The following is a 23,582-nucleotide window of genomic DNA, read 5'->3' as shown; positions in this document are numbered from 1 at the left end:
GATTCTCCGGTCGCGGATGTTCGATATACATGCCCCGCCAACCGTTGGGAAGCGCGTGCTTCTGGACAATCTGTCGCGCACGGACATCCGGCCCCCGGCGGCAACGCATGGCGCGGCCCAAGCGGCGCGCTTGCATCCGGCCGGGTTTGGGAATATCCCTGATTTCACAGCGGCGGCGCCGTGCTTTGCCCGGCCCGCCATGGCGCAATTCGCGGAGAATCGGGACAGGCCCGGTTCCGCCCCAGCTTGATGCCGGCCCCCCTTGCAACAGACACCCCCACCCGCCCCGCCCCTCGCCGGCCGCCGCATCCTGCTGGTGGTCAGCGGCGGCATCGCGGCCTACAAGACCCCGGACCTGGTGCGGCGCCTGCGGGAACGGGGGGCGGCCGTGCGCGTCGTGCTGACGGGCGGGGGGGAACGCTTCGTGACCCCGCTGGCCCTGCAGGCGGTGTCGGAGGATACGGTCTATCGCGACCTGTGGTCCCTGACCGACGAATCGGCGATGGGCCATATTCAGTTGTCGCGGCAGGCGGACCTGGTGCTGGTCGCCCCCGCCACGGCCAACATCCTGGCCCGCATGGCGCACGGGCTGGCCGACGATCTGGCCAGCACGGTGCTGCTGGCCACCGACAAGCCCGTGCTGGTGGCGCCCGCCATGAATGTGCGCATGTACGAACATCCGGCCACCCGGGCCAACCTGGACCTGCTGGCGGCGCGCGGCGTGGGTATCATCGGCCCCGATGACGGCGCCATGGCCTGTGGCGAATATGGGCCCGGCCGCATGGTCGAACCGCTGGCCATCGCCGATCATCTGATCGCCTGGTTCGCACAACGGGATGCGCCCAGGCCGCTGGCCGGCCGCCATGCCCTGGTGACCAGCGGCCCGACGCATGAGGCGATCGACCCCGTGCGCTATATCGCCAACCGGTCCAGCGGCAAACAGGGCCATGCCGTGGCCGCCGCCCTGGCCGCCCTGGGCGCGCGCGTCACGCTGGTCAGCGGGCCGGTGCGCCTGACCGACCCGGCAGGGGTGACCGTGGTGCCGGTGGAGACGGCGGCGGAAATGCTGGCCGCCTGCCGCGCGGCCCTGCCGGCCGACATCTTCGTGGCCGCCGCGGCCGTCGCCGACTGGCGCGTGGACGGGGCGGCGGAACAGAAGCTGAAGAAGGATGGCGGCGGCCCGCCCGCCCTGCGGCTGGCGGAGAACCCCGACATCCTGGCCACCCTGTCAGCCCCGGGGCCCGAAAGGCCGGCCCTTGTCATCGGTTTCGCAGCCGAAACGAATGATGTGCAGACCTATGCCCGTGCCAAGCGGCAGCGCAAGGGCTGTGACTGGATCGTCGCCAATGACGTGTCGCCCGCCACGGGCACCTTCGGCGGCGACCGCAATTCCGTGCATGTCATCCGCGCCGACGGCCAGGAGGACATCTGGACCGACCTGCCCAAGACCGAGGTGGCGGCACGTCTGGCCACCGCCATCGTCGATCATTTCGGAAACGGAAAGATATAGGAAAGAATATAGGAATGTCAGAGACCAGCATTTCCATCCGCCGACTGCCGCATGGTGCCGACCTGGCGCTGCCGGCCTATGCCACGGCCCTGTCGGCCGGCATGGACCTGCTGGCAGCACTGGACGGCCCGCTGACCATCGCCCCCGGCGCGCGCGCGCTGGTGCCGGCCGGCATCGCCATCGCCCTGCCGCCGGGGTATGAGGCGCAGGTGCGCCCCCGTTCCGGCCTGGCCCTGAAGAACGGCATCACCGTGCTGAACAGCCCCGGCACCATCGATGCCGATTATCGCGGCGAGGTGAAGGTGATCCTGGCCAACATGTCCGACACGGGCTTCACGGTGGAACGGGGCATGCGCATCGCCCAGATGGTGATCGCCCGGCATGAGCGGGCGGCCTGGGTGGAGGTGGATGATCTGGATGAGACCGAACGCGGGGCTGGTGGATTCGGGTCCACGGGCACCAAGGGCTGAGGGAACGAGGATGCTGCGGATTTCCAAGAAGCTGATGTTCGCCATCGAGACCGTGCTGGACATCGCCTATAATGCCGGATCGGCCCCCGTGCAATCGGCCGAGATCACCCAGCGCCAGGGCATCCCCAAGCGCTATCTGGAGCAGGTGCTGCAGGCCCTGGTGCGCGCCGGGGTGCTGGCCGGGGTGCGCGGGCCCAAGGGCGGCTACCGGCTGGCCAAGGAACGCCGCCGCATCACGGTGGCGGAGATCGTGCGCGTCGTGCGCGCCCTGGAACAGGCCACCGACCCGATCGAGGAGGAGGTCGGCGCGGAGCTGGGCCGCAAGGTCGTCCGCCCGCTGTGGGCGGAATTGCAGGAAGAGGTGATGGCCCGCCTGGAACAGACCAGCATCGAGGATCTGTGCGTGCGGGCCCATCAGGCCGGCGTGGCCAGCGAGGCCGCGTCCAAGCTGGATTTCAGCATCTGATCCCGGCCCGTGGCACCGGCACGGCTTTGACACCCGTCGCCACTGCCTATATACATTCCCGACCCGGTATTTCCGATAAATACCACAACGGAGACGTGAAATGTCCGCCAACGCCGAATTCCGTGGCAAGATCTACGACAATATCCTGGACACCATCGGGGCCACGCCGCTTGTGCGGTTGAGCCGGCTGGCGGCCAAGCACGGGGTCGTGGCCGATGTCGTGGCCAAGCTGGAATTCTTCAACCCGCTGTCCAGCGTGAAGGACCGCATCGGCAAGGCCATGATCGAGGCGGCGGAGGCCGAGGGCAAGATCGCACCCGACCGGACCGTGCTCATCGAGCCGACATCCGGCAATACGGGCATCGCCCTGGCCTTCGTGGCGGCGGCCAAGGGCTATCGCCTGATCCTGACCATGCCGGAAAGCATGTCGCTGGAACGGCGCAAGATGCTGAAGCTGCTGGGGGCGGAACTGGTGCTGACCCCGGCCCCGCAGGGCATGAAGGGCGCCATCGCCAAGGCGGAGGAGCTGCTGGCCGGCACACCGGGTGCCTATATGCTCCAGCAGTTCAAGAACGCGGCCAATCCGGCCATTCACCGGGCCACCACGGCCGAGGAAATCTGGAACGACACGGCGGGCAAGGCCGACATCCTGATTTCCGGCGTCGGCACGGGTGGCACGCTGACCGGCGTGGCCCAGGTGCTGAAGGAACGCAAGCCCGGCTTCCAGGTCATCGCCGTGGAGCCCGAGGACAGTCCCGTCCTGTCCGGCGGCCTGCCCGGTCCGCACAAGATCCAGGGCATCGGCGCCGGCTTCGTGCCCGACATCCTGTCCAAGGACCTGATCGACGAGGTGCTGCGCATCTCCAACGTCCGTGCCTTTGAACTGGCCCGCGAGGCGGCCAGGACCGAGGGCGTGGCCGTCGGCATCTCCTCCGGTGCCGCGCTGGCCGCCGCGTTCGAGGTGGGTGCGCGGGCCGAGAACAAGGACAAGCTGATCGTCGTCGTGCTGCCCAGCTTCGCCGAGCGTTACCTGTCCACGGCCCTGTTCGAGGGGCTGGAGTAAGGACCGCAGCCCCTGGCGGCCCCCTTGCCGCCAGGGGCTGCGGCCATCCGTGTCGATGCCCCCGATTTGCGGGAAGGGGGAACGGAACAATCGACCTTGCGCTGTGTTTCTCGTTTTGTCAGCCGGCCTCCCGGGCCGGTTCCAGGACGAGAGGATATCATGAAGAAGCGTTTTCTGACCGTTGCAGCCCCCCTGCTGGTTTCCCTGCTGGCGCTTTCGGCGTGCAATACCGTGGAAGGCGTGGGCAAGGATGTGAAGTCCGGCGGCAAGGCCATCGAGGACACGGCCCAGGACGCCAAGAGCTGATCCTGATCGCCGCTTGATGCCGTAAGGCTTTGACGGCATGGTGGCGGCATGAGCATGCCGCCACCTTCCCCGCCCCATACTCCGCCCCGTCCGCCTGTCCCGCCGGCCCCGACCACGGGTCCGCGCCTTCGCACGGCGCCCCAGGGGGAGGATCGGGAGCGGCTGGTCTGCCCCGATTGCAACTATATCGCCTACGAGAATCCCAAGATCGTCGTGGGGGCCGTGGTGACCGACGCCACCGGCCGCTTCCTGCTGTGCCGGCGCGCCATCGAGCCGCGCCGCGGCTTCTGGACCCTGCCCGCCGGCTACATGGAACTGGGAGAGACGACGGAGCAGGGTGCCGCGCGTGAAGCGTGGGAAGAAGCGACGGCCCGGATCGCCATCGATGCGCTGCTGGCCGTCTACAATATTCCGCGCATTTCGCAGGTGCAGATGATCTATCGCGCCAGCCTGTCCGATCCCGCCATCGCCCCCGGGACCGAGAGCCTGGAGGTGGGAATGTTCGCCTGGGGGGATATCCCCTGGGACGAACTGGCCTTTCCCAGCGTGTCCTGGGCCCTGCATGAATGGCGCGACCGGGCGGGCCTGACCGGTTTCGCCCCCGGCACCAACCCGCCCCCGCCCGTGGAGGGCTTGTAACCGGCCCCGCCTGTGGGCGAAGATGCGGGCGCGATACCGAAACCTGCCAGAGAAAGCCGGACCCGTCGATGCGCCGTTCCCTGCATGCCGCCCGCGGCACCGTTCACCGCCTCACGCTGGGCAGCCAGGTCCTGCGGGACAATCTGCTGGGCGACCCGTCGGAACGCGACATCCATGTCTATGTCCCCGCCGGCCATGACGGGCGGGACCTGCCGCTGCTGATCGACCTCGTGGGTTATACCGCCGGCGGCCCGGCACACACCAACTGGAAGAATTTCGGCGAGAACCTGCCGGAACGTCTGGACCGGCTGATCGATAGCGGGGCCATGGCACCGGCCGCCGTCGCCTTTCCCGACTGTTTCACCCGCCTGGGCGGCAACCAGTACATCAATTCCGCCGCCATGGGCCGCTGGATGGATTTCCTGTGCGACGAGGCGGTGCCCTTCGTGGAACGCCGGTTCGGGTGCGGCGGGGCCGGGCGGCGCGCCCTTTTCGGCAAGAGCAGCGGAGGATATGGCGCGCTGGCGCATGTCTTCCTGCGCCCCGATATCTGGGCGGCGGCGGCCTGCCATTCCGGTGACATGGCGTTCGAACTCTGCTACCTGCCCGACATGCCGGGCGTGCTGCGCGCGCTGAGCCGGCATGGCGGCTCCATCGAGCGGTTCATGAATGCCTTTGAGACGACCCGCAAGACGGATGGCAAGGACACCCACGTCCTGATGATCCTGTGCATGGCCGCCACCTATGATCCCGACCCGTCTCAACATCTGGGCATCCGCCTGCCCGTCACCCCCGATACGTGCGAGATCATCGCGGAACGCTGGGCCAACTGGCTGGAATGGGACCCGGTGCGGCTGGTGGAAAGCCGGGCGCACGCGCTGCGGGGGCTGAAGGGCCTGTTCATCGATTGCGGCGACCGCGACCAGTATAACCTGATCCACGGCGCCCGCCGGCTGCACCGCCGGCTGGAGGCGCTGGATGTGCGCCACCGGTACGAGGAATTTCCCGACGACCATTCCTCCATCGATTACCGGATGGATGAAAGCCTGCCCTATCTGGTCCGCTGCCTGAACGGCTGACCCGATGACCGGGCAGGATATAACCCCGACCGATCCGTCCGATGCCGCCGATATGGCCCGGGGCCGGCTGCGGCTGGACAAATGGCTATGGTATGCGCGGTTCCTGAAGACACGCAGCCAGGCGGCGAAGCTGGCCGGTTCCGGCACGCTGCGCCTGGGTGGTGCCCCGGTATCGAAATCCAGCCAGCCCGTGAAGGTGGGGGACGTGCTGACCTTCCCGCTGGGCGCCTATGTGCGGGTGATCAGGGTGACAGCACTGGCCGCGCGGCGCGGGCCGGCGGCAGAGGCCCAGGCGCTCTACGAGGACCTGGACCCGCCGACGCCGGAAGCAAGGCTGCCGCGGGGATAGGCACGGGTATCGCGGCGCCGGACATGCCGGCGCCCGCAACTACTCGCTCTGGATCTGGGCGCGGGCGATCTCAAGCTGGGTGTCCAGCTCCTTCTCCACCCGGTGCTCGGAAATCGCGACACCCTTGGCCTGGAAATCGGCCAGGATCTTGCGGACGATGTCCTTGTGGCCCGGCTCCTCGAAATCGGCGGCCACGACCTGCTTGGCATAGGCGGCGGCGTCCTCGCCGGTGATGCCCATCTGCTCCGCGGCCCACAGGCCGACCAGGCGGGCGCGGCGGGCATAGATGCGGAACAGCAGTTCCTGGTCGTGCTTGAACTTGTTCTCGAATGCCTGTTCGCGATCGTCGAACGTGGTCATCTTCTTCCCTCTGTGAATGAAAACCCGCTATCGTTCCGCGGCTGCTTATATACCGGTCATGCGCCAGCCGCCATCGTCTGCTGCGCTTCGCACCGTATAGGATGGTGTCCATTGGTCGTAATGTGAAGGTGTCGCACCCATGTGTACGGTGGTCATCCTGCGTCGTCCCGGTCATGAATGGCCGCTGCTTCTGGCCGGCAACCGGGACGAGATGCTGGCCCGCCCCTGGAAGCCACCGGCCCGCCACTGGCCCGACCGGCCGGAGGTGCTGGCCGGCCTGGACGAGACGGGCGGCGGGTCCTGGCTGGGCATCAACGACCATGGCGTCGTCGCCACGGTCCTGAACCGGGAACACACGCTGGGGCCACAGGCCGGCAAGCGGTCGCGCGGCGAACTGGTGCTGGACGCGCTGGACCATGCCGACGCGGAGGCCGCGGCCGATGCGCTGGGCCATCTGGACGGCCGCGCCTACCGGCCGTTCAACCTGCTGGTCGCCGACAACCGGGATGCCTTCTGGCTGTCGCTGCCGGCCGATGGCGGGCGGATCCGAACCCATCGCGTGCCGGACGGGCTTTCCGTCATCGCCAGCACCGACCTGAACGACACGCACAATCCGCGCACCCGTTTCTTCCGCCCCCTGTTCCAGGCCGCGGCCATCCCCGATCCGGACAAGGATGACTGGCGCGCCTGGCAGGAATTGCTGGGCTGCCGCATCTGGGACGGCGATGCGGGCCCGCGTGGGGCCATGTGCATCGTCACCGACTGGGGTTATGGCACGGGCAGTTCGGCGCTGGTCGCCCTGCCCTCCATGCAGCGGTCGGGCGCGCCGCCGCGCGTCCTGTTCGCCGCCGGACGGCCCGACCAGACGCCGTTCCAGCCCATCGACCTCTGATCCAAGCCACCCAGCACTGACCCGCCCGCATCGCTGCTTGCATTGTGCCCGGCCCCGTTGCTTGCTATAGGGTGGGCGTCGGACCCGCTGGCCAGCGCCACGCGGGTCCGTATCCCTTTGGCTGGAACGATTGCTGGACACCAGACCCATGACCCGACGCCGGCGCATCTACGAAGGCAAGGCCAAGATCCTGTACGAAGGCCCCGAGCCGGGTACCCTGGTCCAGTATTTCAAGGACGACGCCACCGCGTTCAACGCCCAGAAGAAGGGCACGATCACGGGCAAGGGCGTGCTGAACAACCGTATCAGCGAATATCTGATGACGAAACTGGGCGAGATCGGCATCCCGCACCATTTCGTCCGCCGCCTGAACATGCGCGAACAGCTTGTGCGCGAGGTGGAGATCATCCCCATCGAGGTGGTGGTCCGCAACATCGCCGCCGGGTCCCTGACCAAGCGCTTTGGCATTCCGGAGGGCACGCCGCTGCCCCGCTCCATCGTCGAATATTATTTCAAGAACGACGAGCTGGGCGATCCGATGGTGTCGGAAGAGCATATCACGGCCTTCGGCTGGGCCGCCCCGCAGGATCTGGACGACATGCTGTCGCTGGCCCTGCGCATCAATGATTACCTGAACGGCCTGTTCCTGGGCATCGGGCTGAAGCTCGTCGACTTCAAGGTGGAATTCGGCCGCCTGTGGGAGAACGAGGAGATGCGCATCGTCCTGGCCGATGAGATCAGCCCGGACAATTGCCGCCTGTGGGACGCCAAGACCAACGAGAAGCTGGACAAGGACCGCTTCCGCCAGGATCTGGGCAATGTCGCCGAGGCGTATCAGGAAGTGGCCCGCCGCCTGGGCATTCTGCCCGAGGCCGGACCCGGCGATCACACCGCCCCCAAGCTGGTGCAGTGACCAGGACGGCAGTGGCCACCATCCGCTATCCGGTTTCCTCCGCGTTGTTGAAAAGGGTTTCCCCATGAAGGCCAAGGTCGTGGTGACGTTGAAGAACGGCGTGCTGGACCCGCAGGGCAAGGCCATCGGCCATGCCCTGACCAATCTGGGTTTCGACGGGATCGGCGAGGTCCGCCAGGGCAAGCTGATCGAACTGGAAGTGGCCGAGACCGATCCGGCCAAGGCCAAGGCCCAGATCGAGGACATGTGCCGCAAGCTGCTGGCCAACACCGTGATCGAGAATTATTCGATCGAACTGGTGGCCTGACGCCCCGGCATCCCCCGTGCCGCCCGTATCCGGCGCGGCGCGGGCCTGTCCCGCCTGACGCCCATCTCGCTTCAATCATTGAGATATTCGCCATCGGCAGGTAGAGACTGTTCTATCGACAGTCTCCTGCCCTGCTTTTCCCTGTCCGTAGGGATCCCAGGGCCGGGTCCCCAGCGCCAACCCTGTCAGGGATGCGACCCCGATGCGTGATATCCGCCTGTCCAGCCTGTTCGCCGCCGCCCTGTTCGCCGCCCTGCCCCTCGCGGCCGGCGGCCTGCCCGCGCGGGCCGCCGCACCGGACGAGGTGCTGAAATGCCTGGGCGTCACGGATGATGCGGCACGCCTGGCCTGCTATGACCGGGCGGTTCCGGCCCTGCGTCAGGCCCCGCCAATGGCCGCCGCCCTGCCCCCCGCCCCCCCGCCGCCGGTGGTGGCGGCCAGCCCGCAGCAGGCGTTCGGCGCGGAACGCCTGTCCAGCAAGGAGCGCGGGATCGAGGAGGTGGCGGAGATCACAGCGACGCTGGTCAGCTTCCAGCAGGCCGGTTACGAGCGTTACACCTTCACCCTCGATAATGGCCAGGTCTGGACCCAGACGGTGGCCCGCTCGCTGTCCAACCTGCGGGCCGGACGCAGCCTGCGCATCGAGAAGGGAATGGTGGGCAGCTACAACATGGTGATCGACGGCGTCTCCGGCCTGATCAAGGTCCGCCGGGTGAAATAGCCCATCAACGCCGACACCGGACAGACGGCAGGATGCAAAAAGGGCCGCCCGATTTCCGGGGCGGCCCTTCTTTTGTGCGGCGGAGCCAAGCCAACGAATGTTGGCGCCGGCGATTGAGGGCGGTGACCAGAACCAACAGGTTCTGATCACCGCAAAATAGTATCAGTGCCCGCTGCCCGAGAGGTTCTTCACGATCTCCTCGGTCACCTTCTTGGCGTCACCCAGCAGCATCATGGTGTTGGGGCGGAAGAACAGTTCGTTCTCTACGCCGGCATAGCCGGCACCCATGGACCGCTTGATGAACAGTACCGTCTTGGCCTTTTCCACATCCAGGATGGGCATGCCGAAGATGGGGCTGGCCGGGTCGGTCTTGGCGGCCGGGTTGGTCACGTCGTTGGCGCCGATGACATAGGCCACGTCGGCCTGGCCGAAATCACGGTTGATCTCGTCCAGTTCGAACACCTCGTCATAGGGCACGTTGGCTTCGGCCAGCAGCACGTTCATGTGGCCGGGCATGCGGCCCGCGACGGGGTGAATGGCGTACTTCACCTCCACGCCTTCCTTCTTCAGCAGGTCGGCCATTTCGCGCAGCGCATGCTGGGCCTGGGCCACGGCCATGCCATAGCCGGGGACCACGATCACCTTGGTCGCGTTCTTCATGATGAAGGCCGCGTCGTCGGCGGAGCCGGCCTTGAAGCTGCGGTCGATGGCAGCGCCGCCACCCGCCGCGGCCGCGGCCGTGTCACCGCCGAAGCCACCCAGGATGACGTTGAAGATCGACCGGTTCATGCCCTTGCACATGATGTAGGACAGGATGGCGCCGGAGGCGCCGACCAGCGAGCCGGTGATGATCAGCAGGTTGTTCTGCAAGGTGAAGCCGATGCCGGCCGCGGCCCAGCCGGAATAGCTGTTCAGCATCGACACGACGACGGGCATGTCGGCGCCGCCGATGGGCAGGATCAGCAGCAGGCCCAGCGCCAGCGCCAGCAGCACGATGATCCAGAACAGCAGTTCCGACTGCGTGAAGCACAGCAGTGCGATCAGCACGACCAGTGCGATGCCCAGGCCGGCATTCAGCAGATGCTGCCCGCCGAAGACCAGCGGCTTGCCGCTGACCCGCCCGTCCAGCTTCAGGAAGGCAACGACCGAGCCGGTGAAGGTGATGGCACCGATGGCGACACCCAGGCTCATCTCGATGATGGAGCCGATATGGATGGCGCCGGGCCGGCCGATATTGAAGCTTTCCGGCGAGTAGAAGGCGGCACCCGCCACGAACACGGCGGCCAGGCCGACCAGGCTGTGGAAGGCGGCGACGAGCTGAGGAAGCTGCGTCATCTGGATGCGCTTGGCGATCACGACGCCGATGGCGCCGCCGATGGCGATGCCGGCCACGATCAGGATCAGCCGGCCGAATTCCAGCGACTGGCCCGTCAGGGCCGGCAGCGCGAACAGGGTGGTGACGATGGCCAGCGCCATGCCGATCATGCCGAAGCGGTTGCCCGCCTGCGCCGTTTCCGGGCTGGACAGACCGCGCAGGGCCAGGATGAACAGCACCCCGGAAACGAGATAGAGAAGCGATGCGGTGATGAGCATTATGGTTCCTCCCCGATCACTTCTTGGCGGCGCCGGCGGGCGCCTTCTTCTTGTACATGGCCAGCATGCGCTGCGTGACCATGAAGCCGCCGAAGATGTTCACGCTGGCCAGCACGACGGCCAGGAAACCCATCAGCGCGGAAAAGCCGCTGGCCGCGGCCCCCGTGGCGATCAGCGCGCCGACGATGATGACCGACGACACGGCATTGGTCACCGCCATCAGGGGCGAGTGCAGGGCCGGCGTCACCTTCCAGACGACGTAATAGCCGACGAAACAGGCCAGGACGAAGACCGTCAGGCCCGTGACGATGAAGGGCATCCCGCCGGCATGGGCAAGCTGCGCCTCCAGCATCGAAATCTTGTTGGCCAACTGGACCGCCTGCTCACGCGCGGCATCCAGGTTGCTCAGCAGCTCCGTGCCGCTGTCCGCTTTGGCAGCAAAGGTCATGGCGGCTCCTCCTCAGGCAGCGGGCTTGTTGAAGGCGGGGTGGACGACGGCGCCGTCGCGGGTCAGGCCCGTGCCCTTCACCACCTCGTCCTCCCAGTTCATCTTCAGCGTCTTCGTCTCCTTGTCGACGAAGGGCGTGATGAAGTTGAGCAGGTTCTTGGCGTACAGGGCCGAGGCGTCGACGGCGATGCGGCCCGGCATGTTGATGCGGCCGATGATCTTCACGCCGTACTTCTCCACAACCTGGCCGGCCACCGCACCTTCCACATTGCCACCCTGCTCGCAGGCCAGATCCACAAGGATGGCACCCTGCTTCATGGTCTTCAGCATCTCGTCGGTGACGAGGATGGGCGCCTTGCGACCGGGGATCAGGGCCGTGGTGATGACGATGTCCTGCTTCTTGATCGTCTCGGCGATCAGGGCCGCCTGCTTGGCCTGGTATTCCTTGGACATTTCCTTGGCATAGCCGCCGGCCGTCTGGGCCTGCTGGAACTCCTCGTCCATGACGGCGACAAAGGTGCCGCCCAGGCTTTCCACCTGTTCCTTGGTGGCCGGGCGCACGTCGGTGGCCGACACCGCGGCGCCCAGGCGCTTGGCGGTGGCGATGGCCTGCAGGCCGGCCACGCCGGCCCCCATGATCAGCGCGCGGGCCGGCGGCACCGTGCCAGCGGCCGTCATCATCATGGGAAAGGCGCGCCCGAACTCGTTCGCCGCCTCGATCACGGCGCGGTAGCCGGCCAGGTTCGACTGCGAGGACAGGATGTCCATGCTCTGCGCACGGGTGATGCGCGGCATGAACTCCATCGCGAAGGCATCGACCTTGGCGGCGGCATAGGCGGCCACCGTCTCCGGCGCGCCATAGGGCGACAGGCCGGCGATCAGGATGGCCCCCGGTTTCAGCAGGGCCAGTTCATCGACATCGCCTTCCCCGGCGGTCAGGGGGCGCTGCACCTTCAGCACGATGTCAGCCCCGGTCAGGGTCGAGGCCAGATCGGGGGCAATGCCCGCCCCGGCGGCGGTGAAGGCCTCGTCGGTGATGGCGGAGCCCAGGCCCGCGCCCGCCTCCACCACCACCTCGAATCCCAGCCCGATATATTTGCGCACCGTGTCAGGCGTTGCTGCGACTCGCAGCTCGTGCGCCCGGCGCTCCCTCGGTATGGCGATTTTCATGCGATCCGATTCCCCCTCTCAAGTCCTCTGCCAAAAGGCGGCCCAGGTGGCCGGAGTTCCTTCAGGATTATGCCGGCCGATAATTTTGCACCCGCACGATGACGCATCCGGTAATCTTTGTGAAGCTTTGCGGGGGCATAGCGCCATGTTGCCAAACGGGACGCCCGATAATCGATCCCTGGGCAACCCCGTCCGCACCTGCCATCGGACAAGTCGGGTGTGCCGTCCTGGATGACATCATGTTGCTAGTGGCATTCCATATTAAGTCTGCACTTTAGGGCAAAATTCACGTATGTCGCCTGCCGAATCGGCCCTGGAATGCCGGAGAATGTGTAGTATCATTACAAATCCAACTGCGACGAACGTCCAGCTTGGCGGCCATTCCTTCCTCATGGACCCGGACAGCCGCCCTGCCATGCGGCTGAGGCGCACCGCCCTTGCAATGGCGTCGGGGGCAAGCAGGGGTCTGGACCGGCCCGGCCGTTCCGTCGCACAGTGCCCCCCGCCCCAGCCCGAAGCGCCAATGACCATGACCGATACCGCAGCACCCGAGAAACATCCGCTGGCCGACGCCGCCCGCACCCTGTTCAAGGAACTGACCGATGCCGGCCGCCCCGTTGTCGGCACCGGCCTGGGGGAGGGGCGGATTTTCCTGCGCGTCTCCGGCCCCGACCATGGGGCGCCGGCTGAATATCGCGGATACCAGGTCGTCGTGCTGACGGACGAAGGCATCAAGCGCTAGCACCGGCCGCGCTGCCGGCACCCGCCGGCCGAGCCACACCCCTTGACGGCGCCCCCTCCCCGTCGCACCCTTCAAACAATTGTTTGAACGAACCAGTGCAAGAACGGGAGGAAGCGCATGCCCAAGGCATTGCAGTGCATCGAATTCGGACCGCCGGAGAAACTGTCCCTGGCCGAAGTGCCTCCCCTGCCGCTGGGGGCGGGAGAGGTGCGGATCGCCGTCAAGGCGGCTGCCCTGAACTTTGCCGACACCCTGATCATCGAAGGCAAGTACCAGGAAAAGCCCCCCTTTCCCTTTGTCCCCGGCATGGAATGCGCCGGCATCATCACCGAACGGGGTGAGGGGGTACGGCATCTGGCGGTGGGACAGCGGGTCATGGCCCTGTCGGCCAAGGGGGCCTTCCGGGAGGAAACGGTGGTGGAGGCGGGGGCGGTCCTGCCCATCCCGGACGGCATGGATTTCGCCACGGCCGCCGGCTTTCCCGTGGCCTATGGCACCTCGCACCTGGCCCTGACCGACAGGGCGCGCCTGCAAGCCGGAGAAACGCTGCTGGTATTGGGCGCATCGGGCGGCGTGGGGCTGACAGCGGTGGAGATCGGCAAGGCGCTGGGCGCGCGCGTCATCGCCGCCGCGTCATCCCCGGAAAAGCTGGACGTGGCCCGCGCACACGGGGCGGACGAGGGGATCGATTACAGCGCGGAGGATCTGAAGGGACGGCTGAAGGAACTGGCCCCAAAGGGGGTGGACGTCGTCTTCGACCCCGTGGGGGGCGATTATTTCGATGCCGCCTTGCGCAACATCGCCTGGTGCGGGCGTATCATCACCATCGGTTACGCCGCGGGACGCATCCCCCAGGTGCCGGCCAACCTGCTGCTGGTGAAGAACTGCGCCGTGCTGGGACTGTTCTGGGGCGCCTATCGCAAGCACGATCCCCGGCGCCTGGGCCAGAGCCTGGGTGAATTGCTGAACCTGTGGTCACAGGGCAAGCTGCGCCCGCATGTGTCGCATGCGCTGCCCCTGTCCGACCATGCCCGCGCCTTCGGCCTGCTGTCGGGACGCCAGGCCACGGGCAAGGTCGTGCTGACCATCGGGTAGGCGGGAGACGGGGCACTTGAAGCGGGGTCAACCCCGGTGGGCGCGATCCCCCGCGATGGCCCATACCCCCCGGAAATGGAACCGCCGCACCGGTTGCCCGGTGCGGCGGCTTTCTTTCCAGACGGATGCCCGGAGCTTACTGGACCGACTCGCCGTGCAGGGCGATGTCCAGACCGTCGCGCTCGGCCTCCTCATCCACGCGCAGGCCGACGATGGCCTTGACGACGTAGAGGATGACGGTCGTGCCGATGGTGGCCCAGACGATCGTGGCCAGGATGCCCCAGATCTGGGTCCAGACCTGACCGATATTGCCTTCCAGGGCGCCGGCGGTGCCGCCGATGGCCTCACGGGCGAAGACGCCGGTCAGGATGGCGCCGACGATGCCGCCGACCCCGTGAACGCCCCACACATCCAGGCTGTCGTCATACTTCAGGGCATGCTTCAGCGTGGTGGAGGCGAAGTAGCAGATGATGCCGGCGGCCAGACCGATGCCGAGCGCACCGTCGATGCCCACGAAACCGGCGGCCGGGGTGATGGCGACCAGGCCACCGACGGCACCGGAGATGGCACCCAGGACCGACGGCTTGCCCTTCACGCCCCATTCCACGAACATCCAGGCCAGCGTCGCGGTGGCGGCGGCAACCTGCGTGACCAGCATGGCCATGGCGGCGCTGCCATTGGCGGCGGCGGCGGAACCGGCGTTGAAGCCGAACCAGCCCACCCACAGGAAGGCGGCGCCGATAACCGACAGGACCAGGTTATGCGGCTTCATGTCGGAAGAGCCATAGCCCTTGCGCTTGCCCAGCACGATGGCCGCCACCAGACCGGCGACACCGGCATTGATGTGCACGACGGTACCGCCGGCGAAGTCCAGCACGCCGTCGCCGCCAAGGAAGCCGCCGCCCCACACCCAGTGGCAGACCGGGGCATAGACGATCAGCGACCACAGGCCCATGAACAGCAGCATGGCCGAGAACTTCATGCGGTCGGCGAAGGCGCCGGTGATCAGGGCCGGCGTGATGATGGCGAAGGTCATCTGGAATACGATGAACAGCGATTCCGGGATGCTTCCCGACAGGCTGTCGACCGTCACGTCCGCCAGGAAGGCGCGGCTGAAATCGCCGATATAGGCATTGCCTTCACCGAAGGCCAGGCTGAAGCCGACCACCACCCAGAGCACGGAGATCAGGGCGGTGATGGCGAAGCTCTGCATCACCATCGTCAGGACGTTCGGCTTGCGGACCATGCCGCCATAGAACAGTGCCAGACCAGGAATGGTCATGAACAGCACCAGCGCCGTGGACGTCAGCAGCCAGGCGGTATCGCCTGAGTCCAGGGTCGGCGCCGCGTCCTGAGCGAGGGCCACGCCCGGAACCAACGCCAGGCACGCCGCGATAAGGGTCTTGAACATACGATTCATGTGGCTCCCCATTCTTGTGGGCACGGGGCCGACCGGCCGCCGCACACGCCGTTTCCCCTCTATTCAAAGTCCGTGCCGCAACGCAAAGCGGCGGAATCCCTACATCCGGTCCTGAGCGGAATCCACGCAGCCACCCAGGACTCCCCTGCGAATCCGGACTGTTTGCACAAATTTTGTGCTGTTTCCAGCGGTGCGAAATCGGGATAAAGTTAATTCAAACAATAATTTAGACAAAAACACCTCGCCCGTATTACCCCGATTCAGCGGCTAAAAATGCGTCAGATTAAAAAATAGGCAATTTTCCGGCATTTCCGATCGCGCGTACCGGCACAGGCGGTCTTCGCGATTTCGTTGTCTGCCCTGCCCGTTCCACACCCTCGCGCATACGTATCGGGACGTGACCCGGCCGGATGCATGTGAGAGCATCGGGCACGAAGACAGCCGCCGGATGAAGCGGCGGCGTCCCTGGCGTCAGGATGGGAGGATCGGGAATTGCTCACCAGTCAGTCTGAACAGCGTCTGGACCGCGATCTGCGGCAGGCACCGCGTCATGCCTTGGCCCTGGTGCTGGCGGGCGGGCGCGGCAGCCGGCTGAAGCAACTGACCGACCGCCGGGCCAAGCCGGCCGTGCATTTCGGTGGCAAGTTCCGCATCATCGATTTCGCGCTGTCCAACTGCATCAATTCCGGCTTCCGCCGCATTTCCGTGCTGACGCAGTACAAGTCGCATTCCCTCCTGCGTCATCTTCAGCGCGGCTGGAATTTCCTGCGCGGGGAGATCGGGGAGTTCATCGACCTGTTGCCCGCCCAGCAGCGCATCGACGAGACAAGCTGGTATCAGGGCACGGCCGATGCGGTGTACCAGAACCTGGACATCCTGCGGTCCCACAAGGCCGAATGGGTGCTGATCCTGGCCGGCGACCATATCTACAAGATGGATTACGCCAACATGCTGGCCAGCCACATCCGCACGGGCGCGGATGTGACGGTGGGCTGCATCGAGGTGCCGCGCCGGGAGGCGACGGGCTTCGGCGTCATGCATGTGGATGAAGAGGACCGCATCGTCAGCTTTCTGGAAAAGCCGGCCGACCCGCCGCCCATGCCCGGCAAGCCCGACATGTCGCTGGCTTCCATGGGCATCTATATCTTCAACGCCCAGTTCCTATACGGACATCTGGAGCGCGACGCCCGCGAACAGGGCTCCTCACGCGATTTCGGCAAGGACATCATCCCCTATCTGGTGGACCGGGCCAAGGTGATGGCCCACCATTTCAGCGAAAGCTGTGTGCGCAACCGCGCCCAGCCCGGTGTCGCCTATTGGCGCGATGTGGGCACGGTGGACGCCTATTGGGAAGCCAACCTGGACCTGTGCCAGGTGTCGCCGGACCTCGACCTCTATGACCGCGACTGGCCCATCTTCACCTACCAGGAGCAATTGCCCCCCGCCAAGTTCGTGTTCGATGATGATGGCCGCCGCGGCATGGCGGTGGACAGCATGGTGTCGGCCGGCTGCATCACCTCGGGGTCGCTGGTGCGCCGGTCGCTGCTGTTCAACAAGGTGCGCGTCCACTCCTATTGCGAGCTGACCGACGCCGTCATCCTGCCGGAGGTGGAGATCAACCGGAACGCCCGGCTGACCAAGGTGGTGGTCGATCGGGGCTGTGTCATCCCGGCCGGCCTGGTGGTGGGCGAGAACGCGCAGGAGGATGCCCGCCGCTTCTACCGGTCGGAAAATGGCGTGGTGCTGATCACCCAGGACATGCTGGACAGGCTGGCCGGCTGACGGGCCGGCCCTTTGGTGCCATCATGGGGAACCATGCCGACGGAACATCAGGGGGGCGGCGATGAAGACCTATGCCGGCAATTTCGTGCTGGACCCGCAGGGGCGCCGCGTGCCCCTGCAGGATGCGGCGGGCTTCGCCGCCCTGCGCGCCGCGGGGCAGGCCGCCGCGGCCTGCCTGGATCATATCGCCCCCTTCATCCGGCCCGGCGTGACGACGGGCGACCTGGACCGGGAGGTGGATGGCTTTCTGCGGGCCCGCGGGGCCGTGCCGGCCACGCTGGGCTATCACGGTTTTCCCAAATCCTGCTGCATCTCCCCCAACCATGTCGTCAATCACGGCATCCCGTCCGACCGGACACGGCTGATGGAAGGCGACATCGTCAATATCGATGTCACGGCCATCGTGGATGGCTGGTACGGGGATACCAGCCGCACCTATCCGGTGGGCGCGGTGGCGCCGGCTGCCGCGCATCTGGTGCGCACGACCTATGATGCCATGATGGCGGGCGTGGCCCAGGTGGCCCCCGGACGCCATCTGGGCGATGTCGGCAACGCCATCGAGCAGACGGGCCGGACCTATGGCTATTCCACGGTGCGCGATTATGTCGGCCACGGCATCGGCCGCATCTTCCACGATGCGCCCGACGTGATGCATTTCGGCCGGCCGGGCAAGGGCATGAAGCTGGTGCCCGGCATGGTCTTCACCATCGAACCCATGCTGAACCAGGGCGGTCCCGGCGTGCGCACGCTGGCCGATGGCTGGACCACCATCACCCGCGACCTGTCGCTGTCGGCCCAGTTCGAGCACATGGTGGGCGTGACCGCGGACGGGGTGGAGATCTTCACCCTGTCCCCCACGGGCCAGCATTGCCCCATGCCGCCCCCCGGCGGCGATATCCGATGATCCCAACAATCCCGGACCCGATCATGCGCGTTCTTTTCGTCTCGTCGGAATGCCTGCCCTATGTGAAGACCGGCGGCCTGGGGGATGTGGCCGGTGCCCTGCCGGCCGCCCTGCGGGCTGTGGGGGTGGATGTCCGGCTGCTGATCCCCGGTTATCCCGGCGTGCTGGAAAGGCTGGACGGCATCCGCGTGCTGCGCGATCTGCGCGGGCTGCCGGGCCTGCCCTCGGCAGCGCCGGCCCGGCTGGTGGCCGGGCGCGGCGTGGATGGCGGCATCGTCTATGCGCTGGACATTCCCAGCTTCTTCGGGCGCAAGGGCAACCCCTATCTGGGACCCGACGGGAAGGATTGGAGCGACAACCATCTGCGTTTCGCGGCCCTGGGCCGCGTGGCGGCCCTGATCGGGCTGGCCGGCGACGGGAGCACCGGCCGCGCGATGTGGAAGCCGGACGTGCTGCATGGCCATGACTGGCAGGCGGGCCTGGCCGCAGCCCATCTGCATTTCCCGCTCTGGCCCCTGGCGGGCCTGAAACGGCCGGGGACCGTGTTCACGATCCACAACCTGGCCTTCCAGGGGCTGTTCCCCGCCGACATGGTGCCCATGCTGGGCCTGCCCTGGGACGGGTTCACGCCGCAGGGGTTCGAGTTCCACAACCACCTGTCGTTCCTGAAAGCCGGCCTGGTCTATTCGGACCGGCTGACCACGGTCAGCCCCACCTATGCGACGGAAATTCAAGGGGAGGTGTTCGGCTTCGGCCTGGACGGGTTGTTGCGTGCCCGCGCCGGCGTGCTGGAAGGCGTTCTGAACGGCATCGACACCGACGCCTGGAACCCGGCGCGCGATCCCCAGCTTGCCGCCCCCTATGATGCCGGCACCCTGCCTGCCAAGGAACATAACAAGGCCGACCTGCAGCGGGCCTTCGGCCTGACCCCGGACATCCATGCCCCGCTGTTCGGCATCGTCAGCCGCCTGACCGACCAGAAAGGCATCGATCTGGTGGTGCAGGCCATCCCGCATCTGGTGGCGCGCGGCGCGCAGCTTGCCGTGCTGGGCACGGGTGCGGCCGGGCTGGAACAGGCGCTTGCCGGGGCCGCCCGGCATTATCCGGGCCGCGTCGGGCTGGTGCTGGGCTATGACGAGGCGCTGTCCCACCGCCTGCAGGCCGGCGTGGACGTGCTGATGGTGCCGTCCCGGTTCGAGCCGTGCGGCCTGACCCAGATGTATGCCCTGCGCTATGGCACATTGCCGCTGGTCAGCCGTGTGGGCGGGCTGGCCGATACGGTGACCGACTGCACCGACGATGCGCTGTCCGATGGCACGGCCACCGGCTTCACCTTCGGCCCCGTCACGGTGCCGGCCCTGATCAATGCCATCGACCGGGCCCTGGCCCTGCATCCGCAGACCGACCGCTGGCGGCAGGTGCAGCGCAACGCCATGGCGCGCGACGTATCATGGACGGCATCCGCCCGCCATTATGTCGAAACCTACAAGGCCGCCATCGCCGCGGCCGGTCCCTGATATTGGCGGGCGCTGGCCGGCCGTGCCCGGCCGCCAGGGTCGCCAGAGGGGCGGCGGTGCCTAGGCCCCGCGGAATGAATGAAAAAGGGCGGGTGCCACACCGGCCCCGCCCCCCTTCTTCACAGCGCCCTTCGGCGCGCCGTGGCGCGCCGGGGTCCGCGCATCAATACATGTGCTGGCCGCCATTGATGGACAGGGTGGACCCGGTGACAAAGCCGGCCTCTTCCCCCACCAGGAACAGCACGCCGCGCGCAATCTCGCTGGCCTTGCCCAGGCGGCCAACAGGGATCTTGGCGACAATCTTCTCCAGCACGTTGGGCGGCACGGCGCGCACCATGTCGGTATCGATATAGCCGGGCGCGATGGCGTTCACGGTGATCCCCTTGGCCGCCCCTTCCTGGGCCAGCGCCTTTGTGAAACCGTGGATGCCCGACTTGGCGGCGGCATAGTTCACCTGGCCATACTGGCCGGCCTGACCGTTGATGGAACCGATATTGACGATGCGGCCGAAATTGCGTTCCCGCATGTCATCGATCACGGCGCGGCAGGTGTTGAAGCAGCTTGCCAGGTTGGTCTGGATCACATCGTTCCACTGCTCGAACGTCATGCGGTGGATCGTGGTGTCACGGGTGATGCCGGCATTGTTGACCAGGATATCCACCGGTCCCAGATCGGCCTTGATCTTGGCCACGGCCGCCTTCACCGCCTCGAAATCGGACACGTCGAACTTGTAGGCGGGGATGCCCGTCCGCTCGGTGAATTCCTGGGCGGCCTTGTCATTGCCGCCGTAATTGGCGGCGACCAGATAGCCGGCTTCCTTCAGCGCGACGGAAATCGCCTCGCCGATGCCGCGCGTACCGCCCGTAACCAATGCCACTCGTGCCATCTTGTTTCCCCCTTCGTTGGAAAATCACTTTGCGCAAAAAAGCGAACGGGGGTGACTGGCACCCCCGTTCCGTCCGACCGTCAGTCCCGCTCGACACAGAGCGCGACGCCCATGCCGCCGCCGATGCAAAGGGTCGCCAGACCCTTCTTGGCATCGCGCCGGATCATCTCATGCAGCAGCGTGATCAGCACACGGGCGCCCGATGCGCCGATCGGATGGCCCAGCGCGATGGCGCCGCCATTCACATTCACCCGGGCGGGGTCCAGGCCCAGGTCGCGGTTGACCGCGATGGCCTGCGCCGCGAAGGCCTCGTTCGCCTCGATCAGGTCCAGCTGGTCGATGGACCAGCCGGCCTTGCGCAGCGCCTCCCGGCTGGCCGGGATGGGGCCGGTCCCCATGATGGACGGATCGACGCCGGCCGTGGCCCAGGAGGCGATGCGGGCCAGCGGGGCCACGCCGCGCCTGGCGGCATTGTCCGCCCGCATCAGCACCAGCGCGGCGGCACCGTCATTGATGCCCGATGCGTTGCCGGCCGTGACCGTGCCGTCCTTCTTGAAGGCGGGACGCAGCTTGGCCAGCGATTCCGCCGTCGTGCCGTGCTTGGGATATTCGTCGGTATCGACGATCACATCGCCCTTGCGGCCCGACACGGTGACGGCCGCGATCTCGTCCTTGAAGCGGCCTTCCTTCTGCGCCGCCTCGGCCTTGTTCTGCGAAGCGGCGGCGAAGGCGTCCTGCTCCTCCCGGCTGATGGCGAACTTGGCGGCCACATTCTCGGCCGTCTGGCCCATGTGGTAATTGTTGAAGGCGTCCCACAGCCCGTCGCGGATCATGGTGTCGACCAGCGCGGCGTCGCCCATCTTCGTGCCACCACGCATATAGATGGCGTGCGGGGACAGGCTCATGCTCTCCTGCCCGCCGGCGACCACCACCTCGGTATCGCCCAGCAGCAGCGACTGGTAACCCAGCGCCACGGACCGCAGGCCCGAACCGCAGATCTGGTTGATGGCGAAGGCCGTGCGGCCGGCCGGGATGCCGGCGGCGATGGCCGCCTGGCGCACCGGGTTCTGGCCCTGACCGGCGGTCAGCACCTGACCGAACACCACTTCCGACACCTCGGCCGCATCGGTCTTCGCGCGTTCCAGTGCGGCGCGGATGGCAACCTCGCCCAGCTTGTGGGCCGGCACGGCACCGAAGGCGCCATTGAAGGCGCCGATCGGGGTGCGGGCCGCACCGGCAATTACCACTTCGACCATGGTTCCTCTCCTTGAAATCTCGCCGTCCGGTCCCCGGGACCCGGACAATTCCTCCGCCCGGAAGCTTAGGCGGAAGCGGCTGGCCGGTGCAAGCAACGGGTCCATGACAGCCCCGCCACAACCGCATTATTGCGCTGCATCATGGCCGATGGACAACAGGTGCCGCTTGCTGTTGGGCTGACCGGCTGCCCGGCGCAACCCGGGGGAAGACCAGGGTGAACAGCGCCCCGCCCTGCGGCGAGGCGCCGACATGCACCGTTCCCCCCATGCGGACCGTCACGATATTGTACAGAAGATGCAGCCCCAGCCCCGACCCGCCCGTGCCGCGCCGTGTCGTGAAGAAGGGTTCGAAGATGCGCGGCCACAGATCGGGCGGAATGCCCTGGCCGTCATCGCCATAGGTCATCTCCACCCGCCCATCCTCCAGCAGGCGGGCCGACAGGCGCATCACCCCGGCCCGTTCGCCCGGATAGGCGTGCATGATGGAATTGATGACCAGATTGGTGACGATCTGCGCCATGGCGCCGGGATAGCCGTCCATTTCGATGCCTTCGGGCACCGCCATCTCCACCCGGTGCCCGGCCCGGCGCACGCGCGGCGACAGGCTGGCCAGCACCTCCGCCACATAGGCGCGCAGGTCGTAGGGGCGGCGCGCATCGGACGACTGGTCCACCGCCACCTCCTTGAAGGACTGGATCAGTTCCGCCGCGCGCACGGCATTCTTCTCGATCAGGCCGGCCAGCTCGTCCACCACGGTCAGATACTCGTCGAAGGTGCTGCGCCGCAGCTTGCCTTCCGCCGCCAGCGCCATGATGCGCGCCGTCTCCGTCTTCAGTTGCGAAGCACCGGTGACCGCCAGGCCCACGGGCGTGTTCACCTCGTGCGCGACGCCGGCCACCATGCCGCCCAGGCTGGCCATCTTCTCCTGCAGGATCATCTGGGCCTGGGCAGCGCGCAGCTCGTCCAGCGTGCGCTCCGCCTGGGCGCGGGCCTCCTCCGCCTTGCGACGGCCGTCGATGGCCGCATCACGCGCCCGTTGCAGCATCAGCCGCGTCTTGGTGCGGGCCGATTGCGACGACAGGTTGGCCAGGACCAGCAGCACCACGGCCGTCAGCAGGAAAGCGAATCGGCTATGGACATCATCGGCATGGCTGCCCGTGTAAAGCTGCCAGCCATAGGTGCCGGCGATGACGGCGATAAAGCCGGCGAAAAAGACCAGGATGGCCCGGTTGCCCCCGAAATTCCCCGTCGTTGCCACCCCCATCAGGAACAGCGGCACCAGCGGCGACGCGATGCCGCCCGTGAAATGCAGAAGCATGGCGATCAGGCTAAGCCCGGCCAGGTTGTTGGCGATCGTCACCTCGTGAAACCGGCCCGTCAGGCGCACCAGCACCAGATTGACGCCCAGGATGGCGGCATAGCCGGCCCAGGCCAGGCTGACGGGGTCGAACGGCCCCTGCCGGACGGCCCAGACGGCGTAAAGCACCAGCAGCCCGACATGGATCAGCAGCGTCACGCGGATGAAGGCGCGGGCACGCAGCAGTTGCTTCTCGTCAAAGCCGGGTTGGCGCATCACGGCGGGAAGGAACAGGTCCGTCACCGCGCGCAAAGTCCCCGACGCCCACAACCGCCAGCCACCAGCGCCCATGCGCCTGCCCCCAGTCCGTCGGTTCATACCCTGTCAGGCTCGCCGA

25 protein-coding genes are annotated in these 23,582 nt (G+C 66.9%); 17 read left to right on the top strand and 8 right to left on the bottom strand.

The genetic code is table 11. From position 1 onward, the window contains the following. The first annotated feature begins 262 nt into the window (after nucleotides 1-262). From coaBC to ACM9LZ_RS10885, 8 genes are all read left to right on the top strand, one after another. Complete coding sequence (gene coaBC / locus ACM9LZ_RS10920; protein ID WP_416619435.1) at nucleotides 263-1,510, top strand: bifunctional phosphopantothenoylcysteine decarboxylase/phosphopantothenate--cysteine ligase CoaBC; 1,248 nt, start codon at nucleotides 263-265, stop codon at nucleotides 1,508-1,510. Between the two features lie 14 nt (nucleotides 1,511-1,524). Further along, nucleotides 1,525-1,980: a dUTP diphosphatase gene (gene dut / locus ACM9LZ_RS10915; protein ID WP_416619433.1), complete on the top strand. Its 456-nt coding sequence runs from the start codon at nucleotides 1,525-1,527 to the stop codon at nucleotides 1,978-1,980. A 10-nt stretch (nucleotides 1,981-1,990) separates the two neighbouring features. Beyond that, a complete protein-coding gene (locus tag ACM9LZ_RS10910; RefSeq protein WP_416619431.1) occupies nucleotides 1,991-2,446 on the top strand; it encodes an RrF2 family transcriptional regulator in 456 nt (151 codons plus the stop codon). Nucleotides 2,447-2,546: 100 nt separating this feature from the next. Beyond that, nucleotides 2,547-3,509 (top strand): cysteine synthase A, encoded by a 963-nt coding sequence (cysK, locus tag ACM9LZ_RS10905; RefSeq protein ID WP_416619429.1) that lies wholly within the window; start codon nucleotides 2,547-2,549, stop codon nucleotides 3,507-3,509. Between the two features lie 159 nt (nucleotides 3,510-3,668). Then, nucleotides 3,669-3,815: an entericidin A/B family lipoprotein gene (locus ACM9LZ_RS10900; protein ID WP_416619427.1), complete on the top strand. Its 147-nt coding sequence runs from the start codon at nucleotides 3,669-3,671 to the stop codon at nucleotides 3,813-3,815. 54 nt (nucleotides 3,816-3,869) lie between these two features. Then, complete coding sequence (locus ACM9LZ_RS10895; protein WP_416619560.1) at nucleotides 3,870-4,454, top strand: NUDIX hydrolase; 585 nt, start codon at nucleotides 3,870-3,872, stop codon at nucleotides 4,452-4,454. Between the two features lie 68 nt (nucleotides 4,455-4,522). Then, nucleotides 4,523-5,533, top strand: coding sequence for an alpha/beta hydrolase (locus tag ACM9LZ_RS10890; RefSeq protein ID WP_416619425.1), 1,011 nt, complete (start codon nucleotides 4,523-4,525; stop codon nucleotides 5,531-5,533). A gap of 4 nt (nucleotides 5,534-5,537) precedes the next feature. Next, nucleotides 5,538-5,882 carry an RNA-binding S4 domain-containing protein gene (locus ACM9LZ_RS10885; protein ID WP_416619423.1) on the top strand — a complete coding sequence of 115 codons (345 nt, stop codon included), beginning with the start codon at nucleotides 5,538-5,540 and terminating at the stop codon, nucleotides 5,880-5,882. A gap of 39 nt (nucleotides 5,883-5,921) precedes the next feature. On the opposite strand, the gene ACM9LZ_RS10880 is transcribed toward ACM9LZ_RS10885, so the two are convergent. Beyond that, nucleotides 5,922-6,242, bottom strand: coding sequence for a DUF1476 domain-containing protein (locus ACM9LZ_RS10880; RefSeq protein WP_416619421.1), 321 nt, complete (start codon nucleotides 6,240-6,242; stop codon nucleotides 5,922-5,924). Nucleotides 6,243-6,381: 139 nt separating this feature from the next. On the opposite strand from ACM9LZ_RS10880, the gene ACM9LZ_RS10875 reads away from it, so the two are divergent. The 4 genes from ACM9LZ_RS10875 (at nucleotide 6,382) to ACM9LZ_RS10860 (ending at nucleotide 9,075) form a co-directional block, all read left to right on the top strand. Beyond that, nucleotides 6,382-7,134 carry an NRDE family protein gene (locus tag ACM9LZ_RS10875; RefSeq protein ID WP_416619420.1) on the top strand — a complete coding sequence of 251 codons (753 nt, stop codon included), beginning with the start codon at nucleotides 6,382-6,384 and terminating at the stop codon, nucleotides 7,132-7,134. 148 nt (nucleotides 7,135-7,282) lie between these two features. Next, the gene (purC, locus tag ACM9LZ_RS10870) at nucleotides 7,283-8,047 is read left to right on the top strand and encodes a phosphoribosylaminoimidazolesuccinocarboxamide synthase (RefSeq protein ID WP_416619419.1); all 765 of its coding nucleotides are present in this window, start codon (nucleotides 7,283-7,285) and stop codon (nucleotides 8,045-8,047) included. Nucleotides 8,048-8,111: 64 nt separating this feature from the next. Beyond that, nucleotides 8,112-8,354, top strand: a complete 243-nt coding sequence (gene purS / locus ACM9LZ_RS10865; protein WP_416619417.1) for a phosphoribosylformylglycinamidine synthase subunit PurS — start codon at nucleotides 8,112-8,114, stop codon at nucleotides 8,352-8,354. Nucleotides 8,355-8,556: 202 nt separating this feature from the next. Beyond that, nucleotides 8,557-9,075, top strand: a complete 519-nt coding sequence (locus ACM9LZ_RS10860; RefSeq protein WP_416619416.1) for a hypothetical protein — start codon at nucleotides 8,557-8,559, stop codon at nucleotides 9,073-9,075. Nucleotides 9,076-9,237: 162 nt separating this feature from the next. Here ACM9LZ_RS10860 and ACM9LZ_RS10855 read toward each other — a convergent pair whose 3' ends face one another. From ACM9LZ_RS10855 to ACM9LZ_RS10845, 3 genes are read right to left on the bottom strand one after another with little or no spacing between them, the layout of a single operon-like run. After that, the gene (locus ACM9LZ_RS10855) at nucleotides 9,238-10,668 is read right to left on the bottom strand and encodes an NAD(P)(+) transhydrogenase (Re/Si-specific) subunit beta (RefSeq protein ID WP_416619415.1); all 1,431 of its coding nucleotides are present in this window, start codon (nucleotides 10,666-10,668) and stop codon (nucleotides 9,238-9,240) included. A gap of 16 nt (nucleotides 10,669-10,684) precedes the next feature. Then, nucleotides 10,685-11,116, bottom strand: coding sequence for an NAD(P) transhydrogenase subunit alpha part 2 (locus ACM9LZ_RS10850; protein ID WP_416619414.1), 432 nt, complete (start codon nucleotides 11,114-11,116; stop codon nucleotides 10,685-10,687). A 12-nt stretch (nucleotides 11,117-11,128) separates the two neighbouring features. Beyond that, the gene (locus tag ACM9LZ_RS10845) at nucleotides 11,129-12,286 is read right to left on the bottom strand and encodes a Re/Si-specific NAD(P)(+) transhydrogenase subunit alpha (RefSeq protein ID WP_416619413.1); all 1,158 of its coding nucleotides are present in this window, start codon (nucleotides 12,284-12,286) and stop codon (nucleotides 11,129-11,131) included. 529 nt (nucleotides 12,287-12,815) lie between these two features. Between ACM9LZ_RS10845 and ACM9LZ_RS10840 the strand changes: the two genes are divergently transcribed. Both ACM9LZ_RS10840 and ACM9LZ_RS10835 read left to right on the top strand, forming a co-directional pair. Next, nucleotides 12,816-13,028, top strand: a complete 213-nt coding sequence (locus ACM9LZ_RS10840; RefSeq protein WP_416619412.1) for a hypothetical protein — start codon at nucleotides 12,816-12,818, stop codon at nucleotides 13,026-13,028. A 117-nt stretch (nucleotides 13,029-13,145) separates the two neighbouring features. Continuing rightward, nucleotides 13,146-14,123 carry an NADPH:quinone oxidoreductase family protein gene (locus tag ACM9LZ_RS10835; RefSeq protein ID WP_416619411.1) on the top strand — a complete coding sequence of 326 codons (978 nt, stop codon included), beginning with the start codon at nucleotides 13,146-13,148 and terminating at the stop codon, nucleotides 14,121-14,123. A gap of 136 nt (nucleotides 14,124-14,259) precedes the next feature. On the opposite strand, the gene ACM9LZ_RS10830 is transcribed toward ACM9LZ_RS10835, so the two are convergent. After that, nucleotides 14,260-15,543 carry an ammonium transporter gene (locus tag ACM9LZ_RS10830; protein WP_416619410.1) on the bottom strand — a complete coding sequence of 428 codons (1,284 nt, stop codon included), beginning with the start codon at nucleotides 15,541-15,543 and terminating at the stop codon, nucleotides 14,260-14,262. A gap of 492 nt (nucleotides 15,544-16,035) precedes the next feature. Between ACM9LZ_RS10830 and glgC the strand changes: the two genes are divergently transcribed. The 3 genes from glgC (at nucleotide 16,036) to glgA (ending at nucleotide 19,746) form a co-directional block, all read left to right on the top strand. Continuing rightward, on the top strand, nucleotides 16,036-17,325 hold the full coding sequence (glgC, locus tag ACM9LZ_RS10825; protein WP_416619409.1) for a glucose-1-phosphate adenylyltransferase: 1,290 nt from the start codon (nucleotides 16,036-16,038) through the stop codon (nucleotides 17,323-17,325). Nucleotides 17,326-17,386: 61 nt separating this feature from the next. After that, a complete protein-coding gene (map, locus tag ACM9LZ_RS10820; protein ID WP_416619408.1) occupies nucleotides 17,387-18,229 on the top strand; it encodes a type I methionyl aminopeptidase in 843 nt (280 codons plus the stop codon). A 23-nt stretch (nucleotides 18,230-18,252) separates the two neighbouring features. Next, complete coding sequence (glgA, locus tag ACM9LZ_RS10815) at nucleotides 18,253-19,746, top strand: glycogen synthase GlgA (RefSeq protein ID WP_416619407.1); 1,494 nt, start codon at nucleotides 18,253-18,255, stop codon at nucleotides 19,744-19,746. Nucleotides 19,747-19,909: 163 nt separating this feature from the next. Here glgA and phbB read toward each other — a convergent pair whose 3' ends face one another. From phbB to ACM9LZ_RS10800, 3 genes are all read right to left on the bottom strand, one after another. Next, on the bottom strand, nucleotides 19,910-20,632 hold the full coding sequence (phbB, locus tag ACM9LZ_RS10810; RefSeq protein ID WP_416619406.1) for an acetoacetyl-CoA reductase: 723 nt from the start codon (nucleotides 20,630-20,632) through the stop codon (nucleotides 19,910-19,912). Between the two features lie 80 nt (nucleotides 20,633-20,712). After that, complete coding sequence (locus tag ACM9LZ_RS10805; protein WP_416619405.1) at nucleotides 20,713-21,888, bottom strand: acetyl-CoA C-acetyltransferase; 1,176 nt, start codon at nucleotides 21,886-21,888, stop codon at nucleotides 20,713-20,715. A gap of 139 nt (nucleotides 21,889-22,027) precedes the next feature. Further along, a complete protein-coding gene (locus ACM9LZ_RS10800) occupies nucleotides 22,028-23,488 on the bottom strand; it encodes a sensor histidine kinase (protein ID WP_416619404.1) in 1,461 nt (486 codons plus the stop codon). Nucleotides 23,489-23,582: the final 94 nt, after the last annotated feature.

Source organism: Niveispirillum fermenti (assembly GCF_048066175.1).
In the GTDB taxonomy this organism is placed as follows: domain Bacteria; phylum Pseudomonadota; class Alphaproteobacteria; order Azospirillales; family Azospirillaceae; genus Niveispirillum; species Niveispirillum fermenti.
Note: the sequence above shows the minus strand (reverse complement) of the source record. Positions and strands in the feature narration are given on the sequence as shown.

Excerpts from the sequence above, each read along its gene's own strand:
- ACM9LZ_RS10875 (WP_416619420.1), top strand. The coding sequence starts at position 6,382 with ATGTGTACGGTGGTCATCCTGCGTCGTCCCGGTCATGAATGGCCGCTG.
- glgA (WP_416619407.1), top strand. The coding sequence starts at position 18,253 with ATGCGCGTTCTTTTCGTCTCGTCGGAATGCCTGCCCTATGTGAAGACC.
- ACM9LZ_RS10845 (WP_416619413.1), bottom strand. The coding sequence starts at position 12,286 with ATGAAAATCGCCATACCGAGGGAGCGCCGGGCGCACGAGCTGCGAGTC.
- ACM9LZ_RS10850 (WP_416619414.1), bottom strand. The coding sequence starts at position 11,116 with ATGACCTTTGCTGCCAAAGCGGACAGCGGCACGGAGCTGCTGAGCAAC.
- ACM9LZ_RS10840 (WP_416619412.1), top strand. The coding sequence starts at position 12,816 with ATGACCGATACCGCAGCACCCGAGAAACATCCGCTGGCCGACGCCGCC.
- ACM9LZ_RS10890 (WP_416619425.1), top strand. The coding sequence starts at position 4,523 with ATGCGCCGTTCCCTGCATGCCGCCCGCGGCACCGTTCACCGCCTCACG.
- ACM9LZ_RS10805 (WP_416619405.1), bottom strand. The coding sequence starts at position 21,888 with ATGGTCGAAGTGGTAATTGCCGGTGCGGCCCGCACCCCGATCGGCGCC.
- dut (WP_416619433.1), top strand. The coding sequence starts at position 1,525 with ATGTCAGAGACCAGCATTTCCATCCGCCGACTGCCGCATGGTGCCGAC.
- ACM9LZ_RS10910 (WP_416619431.1), top strand. The coding sequence starts at position 1,991 with ATGCTGCGGATTTCCAAGAAGCTGATGTTCGCCATCGAGACCGTGCTG.
- ACM9LZ_RS10900 (WP_416619427.1), top strand. The coding sequence starts at position 3,669 with ATGAAGAAGCGTTTTCTGACCGTTGCAGCCCCCCTGCTGGTTTCCCTG.
- ACM9LZ_RS10895 (WP_416619560.1), top strand. The coding sequence starts at position 3,870 with ATGCCGCCACCTTCCCCGCCCCATACTCCGCCCCGTCCGCCTGTCCCG.
- ACM9LZ_RS10830 (WP_416619410.1), bottom strand. The coding sequence starts at position 15,543 with ATGAATCGTATGTTCAAGACCCTTATCGCGGCGTGCCTGGCGTTGGTT.
- purS (WP_416619417.1), top strand. The coding sequence starts at position 8,112 with ATGAAGGCCAAGGTCGTGGTGACGTTGAAGAACGGCGTGCTGGACCCG.
- cysK (WP_416619429.1), top strand. The coding sequence starts at position 2,547 with ATGTCCGCCAACGCCGAATTCCGTGGCAAGATCTACGACAATATCCTG.
- map (WP_416619408.1), top strand. The coding sequence starts at position 17,387 with ATGAAGACCTATGCCGGCAATTTCGTGCTGGACCCGCAGGGGCGCCGC.
- ACM9LZ_RS10860 (WP_416619416.1), top strand. The coding sequence starts at position 8,557 with ATGCGTGATATCCGCCTGTCCAGCCTGTTCGCCGCCGCCCTGTTCGCC.
- ACM9LZ_RS10880 (WP_416619421.1), bottom strand. The coding sequence starts at position 6,242 with ATGACCACGTTCGACGATCGCGAACAGGCATTCGAGAACAAGTTCAAG.
- purC (WP_416619419.1), top strand. The coding sequence starts at position 7,283 with ATGACCCGACGCCGGCGCATCTACGAAGGCAAGGCCAAGATCCTGTAC.
- phbB (WP_416619406.1), bottom strand. The coding sequence starts at position 20,632 with ATGGCACGAGTGGCATTGGTTACGGGCGGTACGCGCGGCATCGGCGAG.
- ACM9LZ_RS10835 (WP_416619411.1), top strand. The coding sequence starts at position 13,146 with ATGCCCAAGGCATTGCAGTGCATCGAATTCGGACCGCCGGAGAAACTG.
- ACM9LZ_RS10885 (WP_416619423.1), top strand. The coding sequence starts at position 5,538 with ATGACCGGGCAGGATATAACCCCGACCGATCCGTCCGATGCCGCCGAT.
- ACM9LZ_RS10855 (WP_416619415.1), bottom strand. The coding sequence starts at position 10,668 with ATGCTCATCACCGCATCGCTTCTCTATCTCGTTTCCGGGGTGCTGTTC.